22 protein-coding genes and 1 tRNA gene are annotated in these 23,141 nt (G+C 65.0%); 8 read left to right on the top strand and 15 right to left on the bottom strand.

Annotated features, from left to right (window positions below):
• The 3 genes from pyrH to rpsB form a co-directional block, all read right to left on the bottom strand.
• Complete coding sequence (gene pyrH / locus ASE82_RS17025; protein WP_056066004.1) at positions 1-729, bottom strand: UMP kinase; 729 nt, start codon at positions 727-729, stop codon at positions 1-3.
• Between the two features lie 411 nt (positions 730-1,140).
• The gene (tsf, locus tag ASE82_RS17020; protein WP_056055945.1) at positions 1,141-2,073 is read right to left on the bottom strand and encodes a translation elongation factor Ts; all 933 of its coding nucleotides are present in this window, start codon (positions 2,071-2,073) and stop codon (positions 1,141-1,143) included.
• An 89-nt stretch (positions 2,074-2,162) separates the two neighbouring features.
• A complete protein-coding gene (gene rpsB / locus ASE82_RS17015) occupies positions 2,163-3,014 on the bottom strand; it encodes a 30S ribosomal protein S2 (protein ID WP_056066002.1) in 852 nt (283 codons plus the stop codon).
• Between the two features lie 325 nt (positions 3,015-3,339).
• Here rpsB and ASE82_RS17010 point away from each other — a divergent pair, with 325 nt between their 5' ends.
• Positions 3,340-3,573 carry a hypothetical protein gene (locus tag ASE82_RS17010; RefSeq protein ID WP_056489532.1) on the top strand — a complete coding sequence of 78 codons (234 nt, stop codon included), beginning with the start codon at positions 3,340-3,342 and terminating at the stop codon, positions 3,571-3,573.
• On the opposite strand, the gene ASE82_RS17005 is transcribed toward ASE82_RS17010, so the two are convergent.
• Both ASE82_RS17005 and ASE82_RS17000 read right to left on the bottom strand, forming a co-directional pair.
• On the bottom strand, positions 3,512-4,369 hold the full coding sequence (locus ASE82_RS17005) for a CDP-alcohol phosphatidyltransferase family protein (RefSeq protein ID WP_056065998.1): 858 nt from the start codon (positions 4,367-4,369) through the stop codon (positions 3,512-3,514). The two genes, ASE82_RS17010 and ASE82_RS17005, sit on opposite strands and share 62 nt — an antisense overlap.
• Positions 4,369-5,097: a phosphatidylserine decarboxylase gene (locus ASE82_RS17000; protein ID WP_056065995.1), complete on the bottom strand. Its 729-nt coding sequence runs from the start codon at positions 5,095-5,097 to the stop codon at positions 4,369-4,371. Before ASE82_RS17000 ends, ASE82_RS17005 begins: the two co-directional genes overlap by 1 nt.
• Before the next feature lie 131 nt (positions 5,098-5,228).
• On the opposite strand from ASE82_RS17000, the gene ASE82_RS16995 reads away from it, so the two are divergent.
• On the top strand, positions 5,229-6,449 hold the full coding sequence (locus ASE82_RS16995) for an NADP-dependent isocitrate dehydrogenase (RefSeq protein ID WP_056065992.1): 1,221 nt from the start codon (positions 5,229-5,231) through the stop codon (positions 6,447-6,449).
• Between the two features lie 37 nt (positions 6,450-6,486).
• Here ASE82_RS16995 and ASE82_RS16990 read toward each other — a convergent pair whose 3' ends face one another.
• Positions 6,487-6,933 (bottom strand): hypothetical protein, encoded by a 447-nt coding sequence (locus tag ASE82_RS16990; RefSeq protein WP_133020920.1) that lies wholly within the window; start codon positions 6,931-6,933, stop codon positions 6,487-6,489.
• A 72-nt stretch (positions 6,934-7,005) separates the two neighbouring features.
• On the opposite strand from ASE82_RS16990, the gene ASE82_RS16985 reads away from it, so the two are divergent.
• Positions 7,006-8,784 (top strand): cation:proton antiporter domain-containing protein, encoded by a 1,779-nt coding sequence (locus ASE82_RS16985; RefSeq protein WP_056065986.1) that lies wholly within the window; start codon positions 7,006-7,008, stop codon positions 8,782-8,784.
• A gap of 30 nt (positions 8,785-8,814) precedes the next feature.
• Here ASE82_RS16985 and ASE82_RS16980 read toward each other — a convergent pair whose 3' ends face one another.
• Both ASE82_RS16980 and dnaE read right to left on the bottom strand, forming a co-directional pair.
• Positions 8,815-10,407, bottom strand: coding sequence for a long-chain fatty acid--CoA ligase (locus tag ASE82_RS16980; protein WP_056065984.1), 1,593 nt, complete (start codon positions 10,405-10,407; stop codon positions 8,815-8,817).
• Positions 10,408-10,425: 18 nt separating this feature from the next.
• Positions 10,426-13,950 carry a DNA polymerase III subunit alpha gene (gene dnaE / locus ASE82_RS16975; protein WP_235524775.1) on the bottom strand — a complete coding sequence of 1,175 codons (3,525 nt, stop codon included), beginning with the start codon at positions 13,948-13,950 and terminating at the stop codon, positions 10,426-10,428.
• A 151-nt stretch (positions 13,951-14,101) separates the two neighbouring features.
• On the opposite strand from dnaE, the gene ASE82_RS16970 reads away from it, so the two are divergent.
• Complete coding sequence (locus ASE82_RS16970; protein ID WP_056065979.1) at positions 14,102-14,695, top strand: HdeD family acid-resistance protein; 594 nt, start codon at positions 14,102-14,104, stop codon at positions 14,693-14,695.
• A 241-nt stretch (positions 14,696-14,936) separates the two neighbouring features.
• On the opposite strand, the gene ASE82_RS16965 is transcribed toward ASE82_RS16970, so the two are convergent.
• From ASE82_RS16965 to ASE82_RS16940, 6 genes are all read right to left on the bottom strand, one after another.
• On the bottom strand, positions 14,937-15,416 hold the full coding sequence (locus ASE82_RS16965) for a glutathione peroxidase (RefSeq protein WP_056065976.1): 480 nt from the start codon (positions 15,414-15,416) through the stop codon (positions 14,937-14,939).
• Complete coding sequence (locus ASE82_RS16960; RefSeq protein ID WP_056065974.1) at positions 15,413-16,009, bottom strand: GNAT family N-acetyltransferase; 597 nt, start codon at positions 16,007-16,009, stop codon at positions 15,413-15,415. The genes ASE82_RS16965 and ASE82_RS16960 overlap by 4 nt, the downstream gene beginning before the upstream one ends.
• On the bottom strand, positions 16,006-16,719 hold the full coding sequence (locus ASE82_RS16955; RefSeq protein ID WP_056065970.1) for an ABC transporter ATP-binding protein: 714 nt from the start codon (positions 16,717-16,719) through the stop codon (positions 16,006-16,008). Before ASE82_RS16955 ends, ASE82_RS16960 begins: the two co-directional genes overlap by 4 nt.
• Entirely contained in the window at positions 16,712-17,962 is a 1,251-nt protein-coding gene (locus ASE82_RS16950) for a lipoprotein-releasing ABC transporter permease subunit (protein WP_056065966.1), read from the bottom strand. The genes ASE82_RS16955 and ASE82_RS16950 overlap by 8 nt, the downstream gene beginning before the upstream one ends.
• A gap of 547 nt (positions 17,963-18,509) precedes the next feature.
• Entirely contained in the window at positions 18,510-19,508 is a 999-nt protein-coding gene (rsgA, locus tag ASE82_RS16945; RefSeq protein WP_056065962.1) for a ribosome small subunit-dependent GTPase A, read from the bottom strand.
• A gap of 154 nt (positions 19,509-19,662) precedes the next feature.
• Positions 19,663-19,752, bottom strand: a tRNA-Ser gene (locus tag ASE82_RS16940).
• A gap of 156 nt (positions 19,753-19,908) precedes the next feature.
• Here ASE82_RS16940 and hspQ point away from each other — a divergent pair.
• From hspQ to ASE82_RS16920, 4 genes are all read left to right on the top strand, one after another.
• Positions 19,909-20,304, top strand: coding sequence for a heat shock protein HspQ (gene hspQ / locus ASE82_RS16935; protein WP_056065959.1), 396 nt, complete (start codon positions 19,909-19,911; stop codon positions 20,302-20,304).
• A gap of 237 nt (positions 20,305-20,541) precedes the next feature.
• The gene (gene rplU, locus ASE82_RS16930; protein ID WP_056065957.1) at positions 20,542-20,886 is read left to right on the top strand and encodes a 50S ribosomal protein L21; all 345 of its coding nucleotides are present in this window, start codon (positions 20,542-20,544) and stop codon (positions 20,884-20,886) included.
• Positions 20,887-20,899: 13 nt separating this feature from the next.
• Positions 20,900-21,190, top strand: a complete 291-nt coding sequence (rpmA, locus tag ASE82_RS16925; protein ID WP_056055842.1) for a 50S ribosomal protein L27 — start codon at positions 20,900-20,902, stop codon at positions 21,188-21,190.
• Between the two features lie 175 nt (positions 21,191-21,365).
• Complete coding sequence (locus tag ASE82_RS16920; RefSeq protein ID WP_235524774.1) at positions 21,366-21,911, top strand: GNAT family N-acetyltransferase; 546 nt, start codon at positions 21,366-21,368, stop codon at positions 21,909-21,911.
• Positions 21,912-22,221: 310 nt separating this feature from the next.
• Here ASE82_RS16920 and ASE82_RS16915 read toward each other — a convergent pair whose 3' ends face one another.
• Complete coding sequence (locus tag ASE82_RS16915) at positions 22,222-23,091, bottom strand: metal-dependent hydrolase (protein WP_082441644.1); 870 nt, start codon at positions 23,089-23,091, stop codon at positions 22,222-22,224.
• Positions 23,092-23,141: the final 50 nt, after the last annotated feature.

The following is a 23,141-nucleotide window of genomic DNA, read 5'->3' as shown; positions in this document are numbered from 1 at the left end:
TTAAAGCTCCTGCTCGTTCTGGACGATCGTCGACACGCCATCACCCGCCAGCACCGCGGCGAGATTGCCGGGTTCGCGGATGTTGAAGACGACGATCGGGATGTTGTTGTCACGGCAGAGCGCGATCGCGCTCGCGTCCATGACCTTGAGGTCGTCGGACAGCACGCGGCTGTACGTGACCGTTTCGTAGCGCACTGCGTCCGGGTGCGTCTTCGGGTCGGCGTTATAGACGCCGTCGACCGAAGTGCCCTTGAACAGCGCATCGCACTTCATCTCGGCAGCACGCAGCGCGGCGCCCGAATCGGTGGTGAAATAGGGGCTGCCGACGCCCGCCGCGAAGATCACGACGCGGCCCTTCTCCAGGTGACGCTCGGCCCGGCGGCGGATGAACGGCTCGCACACCGACGCCATCGGGATCGCCGACTGGACGCGCGTGTCGACGCCGATCTGCTCGAGCGCGTTCTGCACGGCGAGCGCATTCATCACGGTCGCGAGCATGCCCATGTAATCGCCGGTCGCGCGGTCCATGCCGCGTGCCGCGCCCGCCATGCCGCGGAAGATGTTGCCACCACCGACGACGATGCAGATTTCGTAGCCCTTCGCCTTGATGTCCGCGATCTCCTGCGCGACGCGCGCGGTGACGGTCGGATCGATCGAAAGACCCGACGGCCCCATCAGGACTTCGCCCGACAGTTTCAGCAGGATACGGTTGTAGCGCGGAGGCGTCATAAATCTCGAATTGTGATTGGCGGGGCGGCGCGGACCTTAGGCGGCGAGGCCCGGGATGTGAAGCGCTGTGCGGCGCGTGCATCGAAACTGGGTGGAGATCGGACGGAAAATCGTCGTTCGCAGAAGCGCGCGTATCGGAGAATCACTGTCATTCCCGCGGAGGCGGGAACCCATATGGGCTGACGTCTCGGTAGATCACCGGGTCCGGAATGTATGGATCCCCGCCTGCGCGGGGATGACGGAGCAGCACCAAGGCTGCCCCGCTATCCTTCTCCCCTCGGGGAGAAGGTGGCCCGGCAGGGCCGGATGAGGGGGCGTGAGGTTCGAGACCCAACCACTCCCCTCACCCTTCCCACCGCAAGCGCGGCGGGCCCCTTCCCTCTCCCCGGAGGGGCGAGGGAGGAAATCAGTTTACGCCTGGGGCACGCCCGAAGCAGCAGCAACCTCGGCTGCGAAGTCGGACTGCTCCTTCTCGATGCCTTCGCCCAGCTGGAAGCGGACATAGTCCACCAGCTTGATCTCGGCGCCCGCATCCTTGCCGGCCTTGGCGACGACGTCGGAGATCTTGGTCTTGCCGTCCATCACGAACAGCTGGCTGACCAGGGCGTGCTCCTTACGGTACTTGGCGATGCCGCCCTCGACCATCTTGGCGATGATGTCGGCAGGCTTGCCCGACTCGGCGGCCTTCTCGGTCGCGATCGCGCGCTCGCGCTCGATCTCGGACTCGTCGAGGTCGGCTTCGTTGAGCGCCTTCGGGAACGCGGCTGCGATGTGCATCGCGAGCTGCTTGCCGAGTGCCTGGAGAACCTCGTCCGAAGCCTCCGACTCGAGCGCGACGAGTACGCCGATCTTGCCGAGGCCGGGAGCCGCTGCATTGTGGATGTACGGAACGACCGCACCCTTGCTGACTTCCAGCGTGCGCGAGCGGCGCAGCGACTGGTTCTCGCCGATCGTCGCGACGTTGTTCGTCAGGACTTCCTCGACGGTCTTGCCCGATGGCATCGCCTGCGACTTCAGCGCCTCGATGTCGCCACCGGTTGCGAGCGCGATCTGCGTGACGTCACGGACGAACGACTGGAACTGGTCGTTCTTCGCGACGAAATCCGTCTCCGAGTTGACTTCGACCGCTGCGCCCTTGGTGCCCGACACGGCGACGCCGACCAGACCCTCGGCCGCGGTGCGGCTGGACTTCTTGGCGGCGGCTGCGAGCCCCTTGGTACGCAGCCAATCCATTGCCTGCTCCATGTCGCCGGCGTTCTCGCTCAGCGCCTTCTTGCAATCCATCATGCCCGCGCCGCTCTTCTCGCGCAGATCCTTGACCATCGCTGCCGTGATATCGGCCATGTCTCTAATCCTTTTTAGGTCTGAATATGGTTGCGGGCGAGGCAGAGCTTTCGCCCTACCCCGCCCGCATGACGGTTCGGCGACAACGCTTATGCGTCGATCTGGCGCTCACCCTCGGCTGCGAATTCTGCAGCGGTATCGGCATTCGCGGTTGCCTGTGCCGTGTCGGCCGTGGCTTCGACGGTCGGCTCTGCGATGGCCTCTTCCTTCGGCGGCTCGATCATCGCGCCGATGTCGGCACCGGTGCGGCGCTGCTGCTCCTGGCCGCCGCGCGTCGCTGCGATCGCGATCGCCTCGCAGTACAGGCGGATGGCGCGGGCTGCGTCGTCGTTCGCGGGAACCGGGAAGGCGATGCCGTCCGGCGACACGTTCGAATCGAGGATCGCGACGACGGGAATACCCAGCGTGTTCGCTTCCTTGATCGCCAGCTCTTCCTTGTTCGCGTCGATCACGAACATCACGTCGGGAATGCCGCCCATGTCGCGGATGCCGCCGAGCGAAAGCTCGAGCTTGTCCTTCTCGCGGGTGAGCTGAAGGACTTCCTTCTTGGTCAGGCCGACGGTGTCGCCCGACAGCATTTCCTCAAGCGTCTTGAGACGCTTGATCGAACCCGAGATGGTCTTCCAGTTGGTGAGCATGCCGCCCAACCAGCGATGGTTGACGAAGTGCTGGCCCGAGCGACGTGCGGCGTCCGCGACGGGCTCCTGCGCCTGGCGCTTGGTGCCGACGAACAGGACCTTGCCGCCACCGGCAACCGCCGACGAGACGAACTCGAGCGCGCGCGCGAACAGCGGCACGGTCTGCGAAAGGTCGAGGATGTGGACGCCGTTGCGATCACCAAAGATGTAAGGCTTCATCTTGGGGTTCCACCGATGAGTCTGGTGGCCGAAATGCGCGCCCGTTTCAATGAGCTGCTGCATGGAGACGACTGGAGCCGCCATAGGGATATATCCTTCCGGTTGTGCCTCTGGGAAGCGGATGACGTCGTGGCCGAATGACCGTGACGCACCGGGCTATGATGCCTCCCATGCGGGGTTAGAGGCGCGGCCCTTAGCGTGGCTCTATTCGAAAAGCAATCGCGCAACGCCCGCTTGACTCATGGAACGCAATGAGAACATAAAGGGCTCAGAGGGGAACAGATGTTCGACTCGGCGCGGAATCACCCCGGCATGACGGGATTCGAAATGCGACGAGTGGAACGATGTTTCTGACCAAGTGTTTGCGGATATTAGGAATTTGTTCGCAACTCATAGGAAGGCGGACGTGATGTTGGTTCTGAGCTTCATGGTTTTTGCTGGTGCATTCGCGGTCGCGGGCATGATGATCGTCTCGTCGATCGCGCCGCAGTGGGACCGTATCGTCCGCCTCGCGATGGGCAACGTCGAACCCGCGTTCCAGCCGCTCCGCACGCTGGCCGTTGCGGAGCGCCGGATTGCGGTCAGGCGCTGGGCTTCGACGTCGGCTCCGGTACCCGCCCGCCGCTGGAACGCTGCCGCCTGATTTTTGCGTAACTCGCGATACTGAACGGCATCGAGAGCAGGTACAGTACGCAGATGATGCTGAGCGTATGCCATGGCGCGCTCACGATGGCGGCGCCGAGCAGTACGACGAGCGCGATGGCCTCGAACCGGATGTTGCTGCGAAGTTTGACCGAACTCCATGAGTAGGTCGCGATACTCGACACCATCAGTAGCGCGACGAACGCAACCCAGGGCGCCACGAAATACGGCGACGCGAACCTGGGTTCATCGGTCCAGAACCAGAAGAACATCGGCATCAGCGCGAGTCCCGCGCCGGCCGGAGCCGGAACTCCGGTTAGGAAACCCGCGGACTTATGCGGCTGGTGGCTCTCGTCGATCTTGGCGTTGAAGCGCGCGAGACGCAGCGCGCAGAACACGGCCAGGATCAACGAGCAGATCCAGCCGACGCGCGGCAACGCGGTCAGCGACCACAGATAGACGATTAACGCAGGCGCGACGCCGAACGAGATCGCGTCGGACAGCGAATCGAGCTCGGCACCGAACCGGCTCTCACCGTGCAGCATCCGGGCAATCCGACCATCGAGGCCGTCAAGCACGCCCGCGACCATAATCATCGCGACGGCGCTTTCCCATTGTCCACCGATCGCGAACCGCACGCCGCTCAGGCCTGAACACAAGGCTAGCGCGGTAACGGCGTTGGGAGCGACGGCGCGCAAGGGAAGCCCGCGCGGTGCACGACGTGTGCGACCGAAGCGCCCCCGGCCTCGATCCTCGATCGAATCGGTCGAACCGTCGTCGATTCCGTCGCGATCCATCACTGCGCGATACCACCGACCGGAACGCCACCGACGCGGCCGAGAACGGTCTCGCCCGCGATGCTGCGCTGGCCGAGGCAGACCTGCGGCACCACGTGATCGGGCAGGTACACGTCGACTCGGCTGCCGAACCGGATCAGGCCGATGCGCTGGCCGACCGCGACCATGTCGCCGGCCTTCACGAAGCCGAGGATGCGGCGCGCGACTAGGCCGGCGATCTGCGTGAAGCCGATCCGCACGCCGTTGCGATCTTCGACGACAAAATGCTGGCGCTCGTTCTCGTCGCTCGCCTTGTCGAGGTCCGCGTTAAGAAACTTGCCCGAAATGTAGACCACCTGGCGGATCGTACCGGCGATCGGCGTGCGATTGATGTGCACGTCGAACACCGACATGAAGATCGACACGCGCACCAGCGGCGCATCGCCGAGACCGTTGTCGCCGGCGAGCTCGCGCGGGATCGGCACGCGCTGGATCATCGTGATCAGTCCGTCCGCGGGGGCGACGATCAGGCCTTCGCCTTGTGGGGTGGTGCGGATCGGATCGCGGAAGAACGTCGCGACCCAGATCACGACGCCGACCATCGGCCAGAACAGCACGTGGCTGACGATCGTCAGCAACAGCGTGATGCCGGTCGCAATCGCGACGTATTTGTGGCCCTCCGGATGGACTGCGGGAAATCGCCATTTGACCGTGGAGGTCGTGACGGGCGGCTTGTCGAGCGATGCCATAACCTGCGGGTCTATCCGTGCAGGACGCGCGATACAACGATGAACCGGGTTTTCCTTATGGGTCCAGTGGTTGATCACCGCGACGTGCTCCCCTAGACGCTCCCCAAACCCCTCCCCCGAAGGACCCGGATATGGCGAAGATCAAGGTAAAGAATCCGATCGTGGAGATCGATGGCGACGAGATGACCCGGATCATCTGGGAATGGATTCGCGAGCGCCTGATCAAGCCGTACCTCGATATCCAGCTCGATTATTACGATCTCGGCGTCGAGCATCGCGACGCGACCGACGACCAGGTCACGATCGACAGCGCGCTCGCCACGCAGAAGCACGGCGTCGCGGTGAAGTGCGCGACGATCACGCCCGACGAGCAGCGCGTGACCGAGTTCGGCCTGAAGAAGATGTGGAAGTCGCCGAACGGCACGATCCGCAACATCCTCGGCGGCACCATCTTCCGCGAGCCGATCGTGATCAAGAACGTGCCCCGCCTGATCCCGGGCTGGACGCACCCGATCGTCGTCGGCCGTCACGCATTCGGCGATCAGTACCGCGCGACCGACTATCTGGTCCCGGGTCCGGGCAAGCTTCGCCTCGTCTTCGAAGGCGACGACGGCACGGTGATCGACCGCGAGGTATTCCAGTTCCCGTCGGCGGGCGTCGCGATGGCGATGTACAACCTCGACGACTCGATCCGCGATTTCGCGCGCGCATCGATGCATTACGGCCTCAACCTGAAGTGGCCTGTGTATCTGTCGACCAAGAACACGATCCTCAAGGCCTATGACGGCCGCTTCAAGGACCTGTTCGCCGAAGTGTTCGAGGCCGAGTTCACGGACAAGTTCAAGGAAGCCGGCATCGTCTACGAACATCGCCTGATCGACGACATGGTCGCATCGGCGCTGAAGTGGAACGGCGAGTTCGTCTGGGCATGCAAGAACTATGATGGCGACGTCCAGTCCGACCAGGTCGCACAGGGCTTCGGGTCGCTCGGCCTGATGACCTCGATCCTGCTGACCCCGGACGGCAAGACCGTCGAGGCCGAGGCGGCGCACGGCACAGTCACGCGTCACTTCCGCATGCACGAGCAGGGCAAGGCGACGTCGACCAACCCGATCGCGTCGATCTTCGCGTGGACCGGTGGCCTGAAGTATCGCGGCAAGTTCGACGATACGCCCGACGTCACCAAGTTCGCCGAGACGCTCGAGCGTGTCTGCGTCCAGACGGTCGAGAACGGGCACATGACCAAGGATCTCGCGATCCTGATCGGCCCCGACCAGCCCTGGATGACGACCGAGCAGTTCTTCGAGCAGGTGCGGTCCAACCTCGAGACGGAAATGGCCAACTGGGCCTGAACTGATGGCCGGGCGGTGCGACGCCGCCCGGTCTCATTCACCGCGATCCGACGCGTAAGCTCCGGTTGACCACCGCGGCGCGGAGATACTGGAAATACACGGCACAGCCGATCAGATGCGCAGTGAACGGTATGCGGGACAGCTTCCAGAATTCGACCTGGGCGCACGCAAGCCATAGGAAAAGCCCCGTCAGACCGAATGCGATCGTCGACAACAGGATCGACGAGAAAGTGGCACCGACGCCAAGCGTCAGCGGTCCCGCCCCGCGATAGCCGACAAGGTAGGGCGCAAGGATCAGCAGCCAGATGGCGCCCCAACCTGAGCTAGTCATAATCACAGACATCAAGAGCATCGCCGGTCCGTCGACGCTTGTGCCGCCCTCCGCATAATAGAGATGGCTGTGGTACATGATCAGCGGGATCGGCGCGCAGGCCAGCGCGATCCCGACGATCCATAGCGTCCATGCCCGTTTCGGTGTTCGCACGTGCATGGCGTTTCGCCCCTCTACGACACAAACAGCCTAGCCGCCCCGCCGCAAGGCTGGTCTAAGCGTAGCATGGCATTACGGCTCGACAATCAAGGTTTCAGCGACACGCTCGTCATTCTGGGCGCGGCGGGCCTCGTCATTCCCGCGTTCGCGCGGTTCCGGGTTAGCCCGGTCATCGGTTTCATCCTGGTCGGCCTGCTGGTCGGCCCCGCCGGCTTGGGCTCGCTCACCGGCTCTATGCCGTGGCTGTATTACCTAACCATCTCGAACCCAGAGTCGATCGAGCCGTTCGCCGAGTTCGGTATCATCCTGCTGTTATTCTCGATCGGCCTCGAACTGTCGTTCAAGCGGCTATGGTCGATGAAGCGGCTCGTATTCGGTACCGGCGCTGCCGAACTGATCGGCTCGGCGCTGATCATCGGCACGGCGCTGCACTTCATCGGCCAGGAATGGGCAGGCGCGATAGGGCTCGGGTTCGCGCTCGCGCTGTCCTCGACAGCTTTAGTCCTACCGCTCGTCGGCACGACGGGTGCGGTCGGTCGGGGAGCGTTCGCGATGCTGCTGTTCGAGGATCTGGCGCTCGTCCCGATCATCTTCGTGCTTGGTGCGCTGGCACCGACTGCGAGCGCAGACGGCTGGTCGAACATCGCCGGCGTGGCATTGCGCGGTGGTTTGACCGTCGTCGCGATGTATATCGGCGGGCGGGTCGTCCTGCCCCGGCTGTTCGGGCAGGCCGCGCGCACCAAGAGCCCTGAACTCTTCCTTGCCGCGTCGCTGCTGGTGGTGATCGTAGCGAGCGTCGCGACAACGGCCGCCGGACTGTCGCCTATCGTTGGCGCGCTGCTGGCGGGGTTGCTGATCGCCGAGACCGAATATCACAGCGAGGTCGAGGTCATCACCGCGCCGTTCAAGGGGCTCGCGCTAGGTGTGTTCCTGATCACGGTGGGCATGAGCCTCGACCTCCGGCTGATCGCGCAGAACTGGCCGTCGCTCCTACTCGCGGTGTCGGGCGTGGTGGCGACCAAGGCGATCGTCACGTTCCTGTTCCTGCGCGTCGCCAATTCGCGGCGCGGGGTCGCGGCCGAGACGGGCTTGCTGATGGGTAGCCCCTCCGAGACCACGCTGATCGTGCTTGCAACGGCCGCGCAGGCGCAGTTGATCCTGCCGTCGACCGCCGCTTTCTGGCAGACCGTCACTGCGATCGGGCTGACGATCACGCCGCTGCTGGCAAAGCTCGGCCGCACCGTCTCGCGTCAACTGGAAAGCCGGTCAGGTGCCGACGCCGGCGATATTGAGATCGACGACGATGGGCCGGGAACCGTCGTGATCGGCTTTGGTCGGGTCGGGCGGATGGTCGCCGACATGCTCGCAGTTCATGGCCAGAAGTACGTCGCGGTCGAGGCGGATATCGACTCGGTCGAAGCAGCGCGGGCGCAGGGACATCCGGTGCTGTTCGGCGACGTGGCGCGCGCGGAATTGGTCGACAGGCTGAAGCTGCATACCGCCAAGGCGTTGATCCTGACGATGGACGATCCGGTGCTGACGGTACGCCTGGCGAGGCGGGTGCGGGCTTTGGCCCCGGACCTGCCGATCGTGGCGCGTGCGCGAGATACGGCGCATGCAGCCGAGCTGTACCGTGCAGGCGTCACCGATGCCGTGCCGGAGACGCTGGAGAGTTCGCTGCAACTGGCCGAGGCGGTGCTGGTCGATCTCGGCGTGGCGATGGGCCCCGTCATCGCCTCGATCCACGAGAAGCGCGATGAGCTTCGGCAGGAGATCAAGGCGGCGGCTGACATGCTGGTCGAGCCGCGGATCAGAAAAGCTAAGCGCACGCCCCGCGCGGCATAAATGCCAAGTCGGGCGTCGCTTGAAGACCAGTCAGGCTGACGCCAGCGCGAAATCCTTGAAGCGTTCGCGGAGGGCGGTTTTCAGTAGCTTGCCCGTGGCGGTGTGCGGGAGGTCGTCGACGAAGACGATCGCGTCGGGGAGCCACCATTTTGCGACGTGCTTCGTCAGGTGATCGAGGATCGCCTGTTCGGTGACCTCGCTGCCGGGCTTGCGGACGACCAGCAGCAGCGGGCGTTCGTCCCATTTGGGGTGGTAGATGCCGATCGCCGCCGCCTCTGCGACACCGGGGCAGCCGACGGCGGCGTTCTCCAGGTCGACCGAGCTGATCCATTCGCCGCCGGACTTTATGACGTCCTTCGAGCGATCGGTGATCTGCATGGTGCCATCGGCGTGGAGCATCGCCACGTCGCCGGTGTCGAACCAGCCTTCCGCGTCGACCGCGTCTTCGTCGGCGCCGAAATAGCGTTGGACCACCCAGGGGCCCCTCACCTGCAACCGGCCGGCGATCTGGCCGTCGCGGGCGAGGACCGTGCCTTCGTCGTCGATGATGCGGAGTTCTATGCCGAAGGGGACGCTGCCCTGCTTGCCGACCAGATCGAGCTTCTCGTCGTGGCTCATGTCGTCCCAGTGCGGGGGCGCGAAGCCGGCGGTGCCGATCGGGGAGGTTTCGGTCATGCCCCACAGGTGCTTGACGGTGACGCCGAGCCCCATGATCCTCTCGATCATCGCGCGGGGGGCCGCCGAGCCGCCGATCGTCACCTGTTTAAGATGCCGCGGCGCTTCGCCCGACGCGTCCATGTGGCCGAACATCGCCAGCCAGACGGTCGGCACGCCGGCGGAGTGCGTCACCTTCTCGTCGTTCATCAGGCGGCACAGCACGGCGGGATCGTTGACCGCGGAATAGACGACTTTCGCCCCCGACAGCGCGCAGGCGAACGGCAGGCCCCAGGCGGCGGCGTGGAACATGGGCACGACCGGAAGCACTACGGCGTTCGGCGAGAGATCGAACACCCAGGGCGCGACCTCGGCCATCGCATGGATCATCGTCGAGCGGTGCGTGTAGAGCACGCCCTTCGGATCGCCGGTGGTGCCGCTGGTGTAGCAGAGCATGCACGGGTCGCGCTCCGGGCCCTCGACCCACTCATAGTCGCCGTCCTCGGCGTCGAGCATCGCCTGGAAACCGTCGGGTCCCAGATCATCGAAACAGATGAAGTGGCGGATGCTGCCCCATTGGCCGCGGAGGCGATCGACGAGTGGCTGAAACGCCTTGTCGTAGAGCATCACGCGGTCTTCGGCGTGGTTGGCGATGTAGACGAGCTGCTCGTCGAACAGGCGGGGATTGATCGTGTGGATCACGCCGCCCATGCCGATCGCGCCGTACCAGGCAACGAGGTGGTGCGCGTGGTTCATCGCCAGCGTCGCAACCCGGTCGCCGGGGGCTACGCCTAATTTCTCAAGCGCCTGCGCGAGCTTACGGGCGTCGCGGGATACGCCCGCCCAGTTGGTGCGCGTCTCGCGACCATCCGCCCAGTAGCTGACGAGTTCCCTCGCGCCGTGTTCGCGTGCCGCGTGGTCGATCAGGCGGGGAACACGAAGCTCGAAATCCTGCATTCCACCCAGCATTCATGCTCTCCCAAGCTGTTACCCGACCAGAGCGAGCCTTGTTTCCGAGGTCTTCATCTCCACCTTGGCGACACCGTGCAACGACTCGATGTGCTCGACAAGCTCCCCGTCGAGCAGGAAGTCGCGGCCGAGCAGGATGCAGACCTCGCCGTCGGGCAGTTGCGCACGCACGCGAACCTCGCCGCGCGCGCCGCGATGTTCGGCGAGCAGCGAGGCGAGGCCGGCGAACGCGGTCATGTCAGAAATCGTCACGACCACCTGGAAACGCGCGAGGTTGGCGAGGCCTTCGAACGGCTGGATACGCTTGATGCTGACGCGCGGCGTGTCCTCGCCGGGCTTACGATCGAGCTCGACGGTGATTAGTCCGCAGCCGCCGGCCTTGGCCGCCTCTTCGAGATCCTTCGAGACTTGGTCATCGAAGCAGGTCGCCATGAACTGGCCGCTGGCGTCGGAGCATTGCGCCATCATGAAGCGCTTGCCGCGTGCGGACGTGCGGTAGCGCGCGTCCTCGACCAGCACGGCCATCGTCGCGCCGGCGCGGCTGCCGTCGTCGGGGATGTTGAGCTCCGACAGCGCGGTGTAGGCGCGGGCGCCGTGGCTGACCGCGATGTGGCGATGGCGATCGACCGGGTGCGCGGAGAAATAGAAGCCGAACGCTTCCTTCTCCTGATCCATGCGCTGGCTGAGCGTCCAGCGGACCGAGGGGGGAAGCTTGATCGCGTCGCCCGCGGGTTCGGCGTCACCGAACAAGCCGCCCTGCCCGCTGGTCTTCTGTTCGTGCGTGCGTGCGGCGATCGCGAGGATCGTCTCGGCGGTGGCGTGGATGCCGGCGCGGTTCTGGTCGAGGCCGTCGAAGGCACCGGCGGCGGCGAGCGTTTCGAGCTGGCGCTTGTTGAGCAGGCGCGGGTCGACTCGCTTGGCGAGATCGTCGAGGCCGGCGAACGGACCGTTCTGGACGCGCTCGACGATCAGTTTTTCCATTGCGCCTTCGCCGACGCTCTTGAGGGCGCCTAGCGCATAACGAACCGCCAGATTGTTTCCCCGCGAAGGCGGGGACCCAGTCTGGGCACCCGCCTTCGCGGGTGAACAAGCTTCTGGTTCGGGCGCTAGCTCGACGTCAGGCAGAACCTCGACATCGAACTCGGCCTGGCTCGCGTTGATGCACGGCGGCAGCGACGTGATTCCCAGCCGGCGCATGTCGTCGGTGAAGATCGCGAGCTTGTCGGTCTGGTGCAGGTCGTAGCACATCGAGGCCGCGAAAAATTCGTGCGGGTGGTGCGCCTTGAGCCACGCGGTCTGGTACGCGAGCAGCGCGTAGGCAGCGGCGTGGCTCTTGTTGAAGCCGTAGCCGGCGAACTTGTCGATCAAGTCGAACAGCGCGTTCGCCTCGGCCTTCTTGATGCCGTTGACGCTCAGGCAACCCTCGACGAACCCCGCGCGCTGCGCGTCCATCTCGGCCTTCACCTTCTTACCCATCGCGCGGCGCAGCAGATCGGCGCCGCCCAGCGAGAAGCCGGCAAGGACCTGCGCGGCCTGCATGACCTGTTCCTGGTAGACGAAGATCCCATAGGTCTCCGACAGGATCGGTTCGAGCAGCGGGTGTGGATAGTCGATTGCTTCGGTGCCGTTCTTGCGGCGGCCGAACGACGGGATGTTGTCCATCGGGCCCGGTCGATAGAGCGACACGAGCGCGATGATGTCGCCGAAATTGGACGGGCGGACGGCGGACAGCGTGCGGCGCATGCCCTCCGACTCGAGCTGGAACACGCCGACCGTGTCGCCCTTTTGGAGCAGCGCATAGACGCGCTTATCTTCCCATTCGAGCGCGTCGAGGTCGACGACGATGCCGCGCTTGGCGAGCAGTTGCACCGCCTTCTGCAACACCGACAGCGTCTTCAGCCCGAGGAAATCGAACTTCACGAGGCCGGCACCCTCGACATATTTCATGTCGAACTGCGTGACGGGCATGTCGGAGCGCGGGTCGCGATACAGCGGGACGAGCTGTGCCAAAGGCCGGTCGCCGATCACCACGCCGGCGGCGTGCGTCGACGAGTGGCGGGGCAAGCCCTCCAGCTTCATCGCCAGATCGAGGAGTTTCCGGACGCCGTTGTCGTTGGCGTATTCCTTCGCGAGTTCCCCGACGCCGTTGAGCGCGCGTTCCAGCGTCCAGGGGTCGGTCGGATGGTTCGGGACCAGTTTCGCGAGACGATCGATCTGGCCGTAGCTCATTTGGAGCACACGGCCGGTGTCCTTGAGCACGGCGCGTGCCTTAAGCTTTCCGAAGGTGATGATCTGCGCGACCTGGTCGCGGCCGTATTTCTCCTGGACGTAGCGGATCACCTCGACGCGGCGGGTTTCGCAGAAATCGATGTCGAAATCGGGCATCGACACGCGTTCTGGATTCAGGAAGCGTTCGAACAGCAGGCCGAGCTTGATCGGGTCCAAATCCGTGATCGTCAGCGACCAGGCGACGACCGAGCCGGCGCCCGAGCCACGGCCCGGGCCCACGGGGATGTCGTGGTCCTTCGCCCATTTGATGAAGTCCGCGACGATCAGGAAATAGCCGGGGAAGCCCATCTGGACGATCACGTCGACCTCGAACGCGAGCCGCTTGCGGTACACGTCGCGCCAGCCGTCCTCTCCCTCACCGTGGAGTTCGGTGATGCGCGCGAGACGCGCTTCGAGACCGGCCTCGGCGTCGTCGCGGAGGAGCTTTGCCTCGCCCTCGATATCGCCGGCGAGGCTGGGGAGGATCGGTTTGCGGTACGGCGCCATCACCGCGCAGCGCTGTGCGACGACGAGCGTGTTGGCGATCGCCTCGGGCAGGTCGGCGAACATCTCGTGCATCACCTTGGCCGGCTTCATCCAGGCTTCGGGGCAACTGCGGATGCGGTCCTCGGTCTCGACATAGGTCGAGTGCGCGATGCAGAGCATGGCGTCGTGCGCATCGCCGAACGCGCTCTCGGTGAAGCAGCACGGGTTGGTCGCGACCAGCGGCAGGTTGCGCTCGTAGGCGATGTCGATGAGGTCGGCTTCGGCCGCCGTTTCGATCGCGTCGTTGCGGCGCGAGAGTTCGATGTAGAGGCGGTCGCCGAACAGGCCTTGCAGGCGGTCCAGGTAAGCGCGGGCGCGGGCGGGCTGGCCTTCCGCGAACAGGCGGGCGAGACCGCCTTCGCCGCCTGCGGTCAGCGCGATCAAGCCGTCGGTGTGGCGTTCGAGCGCGGCGAAATCGACGTGCGCGGGCATCTCGATCGGGCGATCGAGATGCGCCATCGAGACGAGCGCGCAGAGATTGTCGTAGCCGGTCATGTTCTGCGCGTAGAGCGCGAGCCAGTCGAACTGCGTCGCGACGCCGTCGGGCATGTCGGGGCGGCCGACGCCGAGCATGACGCCAATGATCGGCTGGACACCGTCCTTCTTGGCGGCGTCCGAATAGGCCATCGCGGCGTAGAGCCCGTTGCGATCGGTCAGCGCGGCGGCGGGAAAGCCAAGCGCGCGCGCCTGCTTGGCGATCGCTTTCGGATCGATGGCGCCGTCGAGCATGGTGTAGCAGGAGAAAACGCGGAGGGGGACGTAACCGGAATGCATCGACCGGAGGTAGGCGCTGCAGCGTGATTCGACCAGCCGGGATGAGTCCGATCGGAACTGCGGACACGACGAGCCGTTGCGGCGGGGACTTCTGGGAGCATTCTACATGACCGATCCACGCGGGCACTTTGCCGATACCGAAACCACGGCTGCGGGAACGCCGCGTGCGGGCGCGGGCTGGGGGTGGATCCTGGCGTATGGCGTGTTGTCGGTGGTGCTCGGGATCATGGCGTTCGCGTCGCCGTTTTCCGCGACCTATGCCGCGACTCTGGTGATCGGGGCGTTCCTGATTGCCGCCGGGATCGTGTCGATCGTGTCGGGACTTGCCGGCAAGGGGCATGAGGGGCGCGGCTATGCGATCGGGTTTGGGCTGGTGTCGCTGGTAATCGGGCTGATCATGGCGTTCGAGCCTGCGACGGGGGCCATATCGCTGACGTTGCTGATTGCGGTTTGGCTGGGTGTGCGTGGGGCGCTGGAGATCGGGCTTGGGGCGCGGTTTCGGCGCGGCAAGGGGCTGATGATCGCGCTTGGTGTTGTGAATATACTGCTGGCGGTGATCGTGTTGGCGACGCTGCCTTGGTCGGCGTTGACGTTGCCGGGGTATGTGCTGGGGATCAGCTTCCTGTTTGGCGGGGTGACTTCGGTTGCTTCGGCCCTCGCGCACAAGAAGGGCGCACCGGCGTTTTCGGTGACCGCCTGACTTTCCCCGCGAACTGGTTGTTCTCCCGCGAAGGCGGGAGTCCAGTCTGGGCCCCCGCCTTCGCGGGGGAACACGCTACGTTGGGATGCTTGGCCTCTCCTCGCGAGAAAGCGCCACCCCGGCGAAGGCCGGGGCCCAATTGGTGAGGTTGCAGTAACGGAGCGCAGCGGTCTTCACCGCCGTCCCCCAATTGGGCCCCGGCCTTCGCCGGGGTGGTGGTGTGGGGTGGTGCCCCTGTGGGTTAGAGCAGCTTCTCGATATCCTTGCGGATGTCCTCGGGCTTGGTCGTCGGGGCGTAGCGGTCCACCACCGCCCCATCGCGACCGACAAGGAACTTGGTGAAGTTCCACTTGATCGCCTTCGACCCGAGCACGCCCGGCGCGTCGGACTTCAGCCGCTCGAACAGCGGGTCGGCCCCTGCCCCGTTGACGTCGATCTTCGCGAAGACCGGGAACGTCACGTCGTAGGTCAGCGTGCAGAAATTGGCGATCTCCGCCGCGTCGCCGGGTTCCTGCCCGCCAAACTGGTTGCACGGGAACGCGAGGACTTCGAAACCCCGATCGGCATAGTCACGATGGAGTGCTTCGAGGCCGTCATATTGGGGGGTGAAGCCGCATTTCGAGGCGGTGTTGACGATCAACAGCACCTTGCCGCGGTAAAGTTCGAGCGAAGTCGCTGTGCCGTCGGCGTTTTTTACGGTGAAGTCGGTGATCGCGGTCATGGGCGGTCCTCGTTTCGCGCGAGCAGATACGCCAGGTTCTGACGCACGCCGGGCCATTCGTGGCGGAGGATGCTGTAGACGACGGTGTCGCGCAAGCGGCCGTCGGCCATCACTTGGTGCCCGCGCAACACGCCGTCGCACTTGGCGCCGAGGCGTTCAATCGCGGCTTGCGACCGCTTGTTGAGCGAATCGGTGCGGATCTGGACGCATTCGCAGCCGAGGGCGTTGAACGCGTGGGTCAGCAGCATCAGCTTGGCCTCGGTGTTGACGCCGGTGCGCTGCACGGACTTGGCGTAGAAGGTGCCGCCGATTTCGAGTCGCTTGTTGCCCTCGTTCATCCGCATGAAGCGCGTGGTGCCGACGACGGTCCCGCCGGCCACCACCGCAAACAGTCGCGCCCGCCCGAAGTCCTGCTCGCGCAACGCCGCGGCGAGCCAGCGGTCGGGCGCCTTCATCATCGACACGTTGGCGTAGAATGTGTCCCAGAGGTTGTCCGCCGACGCGGCCGCGACGAGCGAATCCATGTCGTCGGCGACCAGCGGGCGGAGCGTGACGTGACGCCCGGTGAGCGTCGGCGTCTCGCCCCAGATCATGCCAGCCTTCCCTCGTGCAGCCGCAGCACGCGGTCCATGCGCGCCGCGAGCCGCTCGTTGTGCGTCGCGACCACCGCCGCGGTGCCCTGTTCGCGGACCAGGCGGATGAACTCGGCGAAGACGATGTCGGCGGTGTGTTCGTCGAGGTTGCCGGTCGGTTCGTCCGCGAGCACCAGGGCGGGCTTGTTGGCGAGCGCGCGGGCGACCGCGACGCGCTGTTGCTCGCCACCGGAGAGCTGGCTTGGGCGGTGCGTCAGGCGGTGGCCGAGGCCGAGTTGGGTCAGCAATTCCGCTGCCCGCCTGTCCGCCTCGATCCGCGTCGCGCCGTGGACGAGCTGCGGGAGGACGACGTTCTCGGTCGCGTTGAAGTCCGGCAGGAGGTGGTGGAACTGATAGACGAAGCCGAGGCTGTCGCGGCGCACCACGGTCCGTTCGTGCGCGTTGAGCTTGGCTGCCTCGGTGCCGGCGATTCTGATCGATCCCTGGAAGCCACCCTCGAGCAGGCCCACGGCTTGCAACAGCGTCGACTTGCCCGAGCCCGACGGCCCGAGCAGCGCGACGATCTCGCCCGGCGCGATCGCGAGGTCGACGCCGCGCAGCACGTCGATCGTCGCGCCACCCTGCGTGAAGCTCTTGGTGAGACCGCTGGTCTGGAGGACATAATCGTCGAACTTCTCGATCTGGCGATCGATTTTGAGGCCTTCATTCATAACGCAGCACCTGCACGGGGTCGGTACTCGCCGCTTTCCAGGCCGGATAGAGCGTTGCGAGGAAGCTGAAGACGAGCGCCATCAGCGCGATCACGACGATCTCGACCGGGTCGGTCTTCGACGGGAGTTCGGTCAGATAGCGGATCGACGGATCCCACAGGTTCTGACCGGTGACGAGCTGGACGAAGTTCACGACGCCTTGCCGGTAGAACAGGAAGATGAAGCCGAGCACGAGCCCCGCGACCGTGCCGAGAGCGCCGATGGTCGTGCCGACGACGATGAAGATCCGCATCATCGAGCCGCGCGTCGCGCCCATCGTTCGCAGGATCGCGATGTCGCGGGTCTTGGCGCGGACCAGCATGATCAGCGACGAGAGGATGTTGAACACCGCGACCAGGATGATGATCGACAGCACGGTGAACATCGCGACGCGCTCGACCGCGAGTGCCTCGAACAGCTGCGCGTTCATCGTCCGCCAATCGGCGATCACCGCGTTGCCGCCGATCTTGTCGGCGAGCGGCTTAAGGATTTCGCCGACCTTGTCCGCATCGACCGTCTTCAGCTCGACCATGCCGGCCGCGTCGCCCATCAGGAGGAGCGTCTGCGCATCCTCGATCGGCATGATGATGTACGCCTTGTCGTAATCATAGACGCCGATCTCGAAGATCGCGCCGACCGTATAGCTGACGATCCGCGGCACGGTGCCGAACGGCGTCGTCTGCCCTTGCGGGCTGAACAGCGAAATCTCCGAACCGACCTGCGCACCGAGCGATTCGGCAAGGCGCGAGCCGATCGCGATGCGGCCGGACCCTTGCGTGATCGACTGGAGCGAGCCCATGATCACCTTGTTGCTGATCGTCGAATTGCGGCGGATGTCGTCGACGCGCATTCCGCGCACCAGCACCGCCTCGGCACGGCCGTTATAGGTGGCGGCGAGCGGCTGTTCGATCAGCGGCAGCGCGCTGGTGACGCCCGGCGTCTTCTGCGCCTGCGCGACGATCTCGCGCCAGTCGGGGAGCCGGTTGCCGACGCCCTGCACCACCGCATGGCCGTTGAGTCCGACGATCTTGTCGAACAGCTCGGCGCGAAAGCCGTTCATCACGCTCATCACGATCACCAGCGCGGCGACGCCAAGCATGACCGCGACTAGGCTGATCGAGGCGACGAGGAAGATGAACGCCTCGCCCTTGCCCGGCAGCAGATAGCGGCGGGCTATCATCCGTTCGTAGCGGGACAGGATCATGGGCGGCCAGGTTCGATCGTTAGGGATAGAGTGCAGCGGCTCTAGGACGCGGCCCGTTGCGAGGCAACTGTCGGGGCTGGCTCTGAGGCCGGTGCGTGGCGGTGCGCTCGGCGTGCGACGCCCCCCTCGTGCAGGGCCGGGTCAGTCCCGATCCGGAAGTGTCTAGATTGGTCTGTTGCGTAATCGCCACAGGCCCAGTTCAATCGTGAGCCGCCCCGCGCAAAGACCGTGACAAAATCCACGGACATAACTAGCAACAAACTCGCTGAGACACAGGCAACGGCCGTGGTTCGGGGACTGCTTTTCCGCTCCGTCGCAAGACGAGATGCGAGAGCAAAAAAATGGGGGCTGACGAGCGATCGTCACGCAGGCGCCCGGATCGGCAACGGTCCGGGCGTTTGCTTGTCCGGCATAGTTCACCACGGCGATCTATACTCTGTCAGATCTTGATCTGCTTCACAGCAGCCTCGACAGTACAGCAACGATGCTGCGCCCTGATGCTCTACCGCGCCCGATCGCTTGGAAACGCCGAAGCGCGGTGAGCGCGTTACCGCGTCCGACGCTTCGTCAGCCGTGACGCGGCGCCGTTTTCCTCGGCGTTGAGCTTGCGCCAGCGTTCGAAGCGGTCAGGCGCCAGCGCCCCTGCCGCGATCGCCGCCTGGATCGCGCACCCCGGCTCCACCCCGTGCGAACAATCGGCGAACCGACACTCCTGCGCGAGCAGCGCGATATCGTCGAACACCTCGGCCAGCCCGGTCGCGGCCTCCGACAATTGCAGTTCGCGCATACCGGGAAGGTCGAGCAGCCAGCCGCCCTGGTCGAGCCGGTGCATCTCGCGCACCGTCGTCGTGTGGCGGCCGGTACCGTCCTTGCCCCGCACCGCCTGCGTTCCGATGCTGTCCGATCCCCGCAACGCGTTGACGAGCGTGGATTTGCCGACACCGGACGAGCCGAGGAACGCGACGGTCTTGCCGGGCCCGCACCATGCCGCCAACCGCTTGACGTCCGCCCGGTCGCGTCCGTCGACGGTTTCGACGAGCAATCCCGGTTCGATCGCGCGCGCAGCGGCCGCGAACTCCTCGGGCGTGTCGGTCAGGTCGGCCTTGGTGAGGACGACGACCGGTGGCACCCCCACCTCGCGCGCCAGCACGAGATAGCGCTCGAGCCGGGCGATGCTGAAATCCTGGTTGCACGATGCGACGATGAAGACGGTGTCGACATTGGCGGCGATCATTTGATCTTTCCGCGGATCGGCCGGTGAGCGTCGCTTGAATAGGTTCATCCGGCGAAGGACTCGCGTCGCCTCCTGCGTGCGATCGTCGATCAGCAGCCAGTCGCCGACCGTAGGGTGATCGTCCTCGGGCTGCGCGCCTGCGATATAGGGTGAGACGAAACCGTCCGATTTGGCGCCGGACACCGCGATCTTGCCGCGGTGCACCGCCATCACGCGGACAGGGTGGCAATATTGCTGCTCATCTTCGGCAAGCTGGTCCGCGAAATGCGCAGTCCAGCCAAGGTCTGCGAGTGCCTGGTCGGTCGATATCATAGGCTTGGTGCGGCATCCTTCTCGACGACGCGGCGGCGATCGTACCGCCCATCGTCTAGGCCGCGACGGAGGGCATTGCCATCGCCGTATGCGCGTGGGACCGCCTAATTGGGGGTGCGCCTGACGGCGAATGTCCGGTGGTATAGGGAATAAATGGCGGAGAGGGTGGGATTCGAACCCACGGTACCCTCGCGGGTACGCCGCATTTCGAGTGCGGTACGTTCGACCACTCTGCCACCTCTCCGCAGGTCATCCGAAGCTCTGCGAACAGCGCCTCCGATCGGTCGAAGCGCGGCCTCTAATGAAAGGGCCCCAGCGATGCAAGAGGGTTTTGAGCGCTCCCAGCGCCGCTCGACGCGTTTTCCTTGTGCGGCGCAAAACAAACCCTAAATTGGCCGATATGCCCCGACACGACAGTATCGCTCACGACATCACCCGCCCGATCGTGCCCGCCGAGGTGGTCGCACCGCCGGTTTCGCATGCGAATTTCTCGATCGGCGACGTCGTGCGGCATCGGCTGTTCGATTTTCGCGGGGTGATCTTCGACGTGGACCCGGTGTTTGCGAACAGCGACGAATGGTATGCAGCGATCCCCGAGGACATTCGTCCGCGCAAGGACCAGCCTTTCTACCATCTGCTCGCCGAGAACATGGAGTCGAGCTACGTCGCTTATGTGAGCCAGCAGAACTTAGTGCCGGACGATAGCGACGAGCCGGTCGACCATCCGGCGATCGATGGGCTGTTCAGTGAATATGCGGATGGTCGGTACGCGCTGCGGCAGGTTCATCGGCACTAAGGGCGAATCGCTTAGCTTGTAAAAAGCTTGTTCTCCCGCGAAGGCGGGAGCCCAGACTGGGTCCCCGCCTTCGCGGGGAAACAATCCTCTGCCTCGCCTGTGGGCAGCACCTCGCGGTAAACCACCCTTTCCCGCCCCTTCGCGGTTGACAACTCTCCCCCCCTCGCTTAGCTGCCCGGCTTCTTCCGGCGGACCCTGCGTTCGTGGGATACACGTATTTGGAAAGTGACAAGGGCCATGTTCGCAGTCGTGCGCACGGGCGGCAAGCAGTATCGCGTCGCCGCCGGAGATAAGATCGTCATCGAGAAGATCGAGGGCGATGCAGGTGCGTCGGTGACGCTGGGTGACGTTCTGCTGGCGGGCGAAGGCTCGGAGCTGCGGTCCGTCGAGGGCTTCGTCGTCGCTGCAGAGATCATCGCGCAGGCGAAGGCGGACAAGGTCATCGTCTTCAAGAAGCGTCGTCGTCATAACTATCGTCGTAAGAACGGCCATCGCCAGCAGCACACGATCCTGAAGATCGTGTCCGTGGGTGGCCAGACCGCCAAGCAGACCGAGGCTGATGCCCCGGCCGCTCAGGCATAAGGAGTAGCTTCAGATGGCACATAAGAAAGCAGGCGGCTCTTCGCGCAACGGTCGCGATTCGGCCGGTCGTCGCCTTGGCGTCAAGAAGTTCGGTGGCCAGGCGTGCGTCGCCGGCAACATTCTCGTGCGTCAGCGCGGGACGAAGTTCTACCCGGGCACGAACGTCGGCATCGGTACCGATCATACGCTGTTCGCGCTGGTCGATGGCCGCGTCGTGTTCAGCCAGGGCAAACTCGGACGGAAATTCTGCTCGGTCGAGCTGGCAGCGAACGACACTGCTGACATGGCAGCTGCAGCCGAATAATATCGGGTAACCATCCGGGTTGCCCACCAGGGTGACCCGGGTCGCGAAAGCGAACCTGAACAAGGGAGACGGGTCACCCCGGCTCCCTTTTTTATTGCTCCCTCCACGCGGCTGTCGCGGTCCCGTCATCCCGACGTGGCATGCGCGCAGCCAATGACGCGATAGGAGTAGAGCCGTGTTCGCGCGCACCAAGAGACTGACATTGCGGCCGGGTTGGCCGGAAGATGCGCCTGCACTGGCGCGGGCGATCGGCCATGAGTCGGTGGTCGCCAAGCTGGCGCGGGCGCCTTGGCCGTATGCGCTGGGGGATGCCGAGGCGTTTCTGGCGCAGCCACGTGGGCCACACGACCCCCATTTCATGATCGAGACGATGGAAGCGGGCACGCCGCGACTCGTTGGCGGGATCGGTATCCGCGCGGCGGACGCGGGGCATGAACTCGGCTATTGGCTGGCGCCTGACGCCTGGGGCCGTGGGTATGCGACCGAGGCTGGCGAGGCGGTGGTGGCGATGGCGCGGCATGCGCTGGGCTTGCGGCGGCTGGATGCTTTTCATTTCGTGGATAACCCGGCGTCGGGGCACGTGCTGGCGAAGCTCGGGTTTCGGCCTACGGGGCGGGTTGAGGCGCGGGCTTCGCGTGGGCGTAGGGGCGAGGCGCCTGCGGTGATGTTCGAGCTGGACCTGGATGACGATCGATGTGCGCCGATGCCTTTGGCGGCGTGAGTCGCAGCACCGTCGTCGTACGATCGCGCACCACCCCGGCGAAGGCCGGGGCCCAATTGGAAAGGTCGCAGTAACGGAGCGATGTACTCCGTTAGCAACGCTCCCCAATTGGGCCCCGGCCTTCGCCTGGGTGGTGCCGTTGTTTAGGTGGTGCCCTATCAAGGAGGCGCCTTCGCGTGGGTACGCCCCCCAACTGTTCCCCCGCGAAGGCGGGGGGCCAGGAATCACGGGCGGTGGCGTTTGGTATCCTGGGCTCCCGCCTTCGCGGGAGAACTAGAAAGGGGAACCGCCCGTGCTCGTCCGGCGACGACTACGCTACCGCCACCACCCGCTTAGCAACCGGCAACACCGCCGCCTCGTACTCGCTCTCCGCCAAGCCGATCAGCGCGCGATCGTCATGCTTCCAGGGATGGAACCCCGGCAGGAAATACCCCGCCCAGACGCCCGCGATCTTGCGCGCCATCCCCGGGTTGCCGAACGCGTACCACGCCATCCGCGCCCATATGCGAGGCCCGGTCAGCCCGTCCTGCCGCAGCAGTTCCGCCATCCCCCGCGCACGTCCGGTGAAGAAGCGCCACGTCGTGATCAGCATCACCAGCGACTTCACCCGCCAGCGCGTGATCCGTGGCCAGTCACGAGTCGCGTGCAGCCACGTGTCGTAGGCGACGCCCTTGTGCTCGATCTCCTCGGCCGCATGCCACAGCCACAGCGCCGCCGCCTGCTGATCGCCGCCCGCGAGGTGCTTCGGGTTGGCGATCAGCTCGTGCGCCAGCATCGCGGTGAAATGCTCGAGTGCGGTGGTGGCGGCGAGGCTCGCAATTGCAGGCCGCCCCTTGGTCAAGGCCAGTGCCGCGTCGACATCCACGATCAACGGCGCGACGTCGTAGCCCTGGTCGGTCACGTGGCGGTTGAACGCGACGTGCTCGCGGGTGTGGATCACCTCCTGCTTGATGAAGGCGTTGATCTCGGCGTGGAGTTTCGGTGGCGTGCCCTCGCGGAACTTCCTGACGCTGTCGACGAAATAGCCCTCGCCCTTAGGGAACGTCACCGACAGCGCGTTGTAGAACGCGGTCGCAATGGGATCGTCGTTCAGCCACCAACGGCGAATCGCGGCACCGCGGCCGAAGCGGCGGTCGCGCGGGGTGATCGTCAGATCGGCAGGCGTGGTTGCTTTCGCCACGGAAACCTCCAAACAGGAATGAACACTCGTTACTTACATTGATGTAAATA

This window comes from Sphingomonas sp. Leaf230, from assembly GCF_001421745.1.
Taxonomy (GTDB): domain Bacteria; phylum Pseudomonadota; class Alphaproteobacteria; order Sphingomonadales; family Sphingomonadaceae; genus Sphingomonas.
The sequence above is the reverse complement of the archived record's forward strand: the minus strand, read 5'-3'. Positions and strand labels throughout refer to the sequence as shown.

What these genes read in the sequence shown, in the direction of transcription:
- pyrH (WP_056066004.1), bottom strand. Translation starts at nt 729, where the DNA reads ATGACGCCTCCGCGCTACAACCGTATCCTGCTGAAACTGTCGGGCGAA.
- tsf (WP_056055945.1), bottom strand. Translation starts at nt 2,073, where the DNA reads ATGGCCGATATCACGGCAGCGATGGTCAAGGATCTGCGCGAGAAGAGC.
- rpsB (WP_056066002.1), bottom strand. Translation starts at nt 3,014, where the DNA reads ATGGCGGCTCCAGTCGTCTCCATGCAGCAGCTCATTGAAACGGGCGCG.
- ASE82_RS17010 (WP_056489532.1), top strand. Translation starts at nt 3,340, where the DNA reads ATGTTGGTTCTGAGCTTCATGGTTTTTGCTGGTGCATTCGCGGTCGCG.
- ASE82_RS17005 (WP_056065998.1), bottom strand. Translation starts at nt 4,369, where the DNA reads ATGGATCGCGACGGAATCGACGACGGTTCGACCGATTCGATCGAGGAT.
- ASE82_RS17000 (WP_056065995.1), bottom strand. Translation starts at nt 5,097, where the DNA reads ATGGCATCGCTCGACAAGCCGCCCGTCACGACCTCCACGGTCAAATGG.
- ASE82_RS16995 (WP_056065992.1), top strand. Translation starts at nt 5,229, where the DNA reads ATGGCGAAGATCAAGGTAAAGAATCCGATCGTGGAGATCGATGGCGAC.
- ASE82_RS16985 (WP_056065986.1), top strand. Translation starts at nt 7,006, where the DNA reads ATGGCATTACGGCTCGACAATCAAGGTTTCAGCGACACGCTCGTCATT.
- ASE82_RS16980 (WP_056065984.1), bottom strand. Translation starts at nt 10,407, where the DNA reads ATGCTGGGTGGAATGCAGGATTTCGAGCTTCGTGTTCCCCGCCTGATC.
- dnaE (WP_235524775.1), bottom strand. Translation starts at nt 13,950, where the DNA reads ATGCTCGACGGCGCCATCGATCCGAAAGCGATCGCCAAGCAGGCGCGC.
- ASE82_RS16970 (WP_056065979.1), top strand. Translation starts at nt 14,102, where the DNA reads ATGACCGATCCACGCGGGCACTTTGCCGATACCGAAACCACGGCTGCG.
- ASE82_RS16965 (WP_056065976.1), bottom strand. Translation starts at nt 15,416, where the DNA reads ATGACCGCGATCACCGACTTCACCGTAAAAAACGCCGACGGCACAGCG.
- ASE82_RS16960 (WP_056065974.1), bottom strand. Translation starts at nt 16,009, where the DNA reads ATGATCTGGGGCGAGACGCCGACGCTCACCGGGCGTCACGTCACGCTC.
- ASE82_RS16955 (WP_056065970.1), bottom strand. Translation starts at nt 16,719, where the DNA reads ATGAATGAAGGCCTCAAAATCGATCGCCAGATCGAGAAGTTCGACGAT.
- ASE82_RS16950 (WP_056065966.1), bottom strand. Translation starts at nt 17,962, where the DNA reads ATGATCCTGTCCCGCTACGAACGGATGATAGCCCGCCGCTATCTGCTG.
- rsgA (WP_056065962.1), bottom strand. Translation starts at nt 19,508, where the DNA reads ATGATATCGACCGACCAGGCACTCGCAGACCTTGGCTGGACTGCGCAT.
- hspQ (WP_056065959.1), top strand. Translation starts at nt 19,909, where the DNA reads ATGCCCCGACACGACAGTATCGCTCACGACATCACCCGCCCGATCGTG.
- rplU (WP_056065957.1), top strand. Translation starts at nt 20,542, where the DNA reads ATGTTCGCAGTCGTGCGCACGGGCGGCAAGCAGTATCGCGTCGCCGCC.
- rpmA (WP_056055842.1), top strand. Translation starts at nt 20,900, where the DNA reads ATGGCACATAAGAAAGCAGGCGGCTCTTCGCGCAACGGTCGCGATTCG.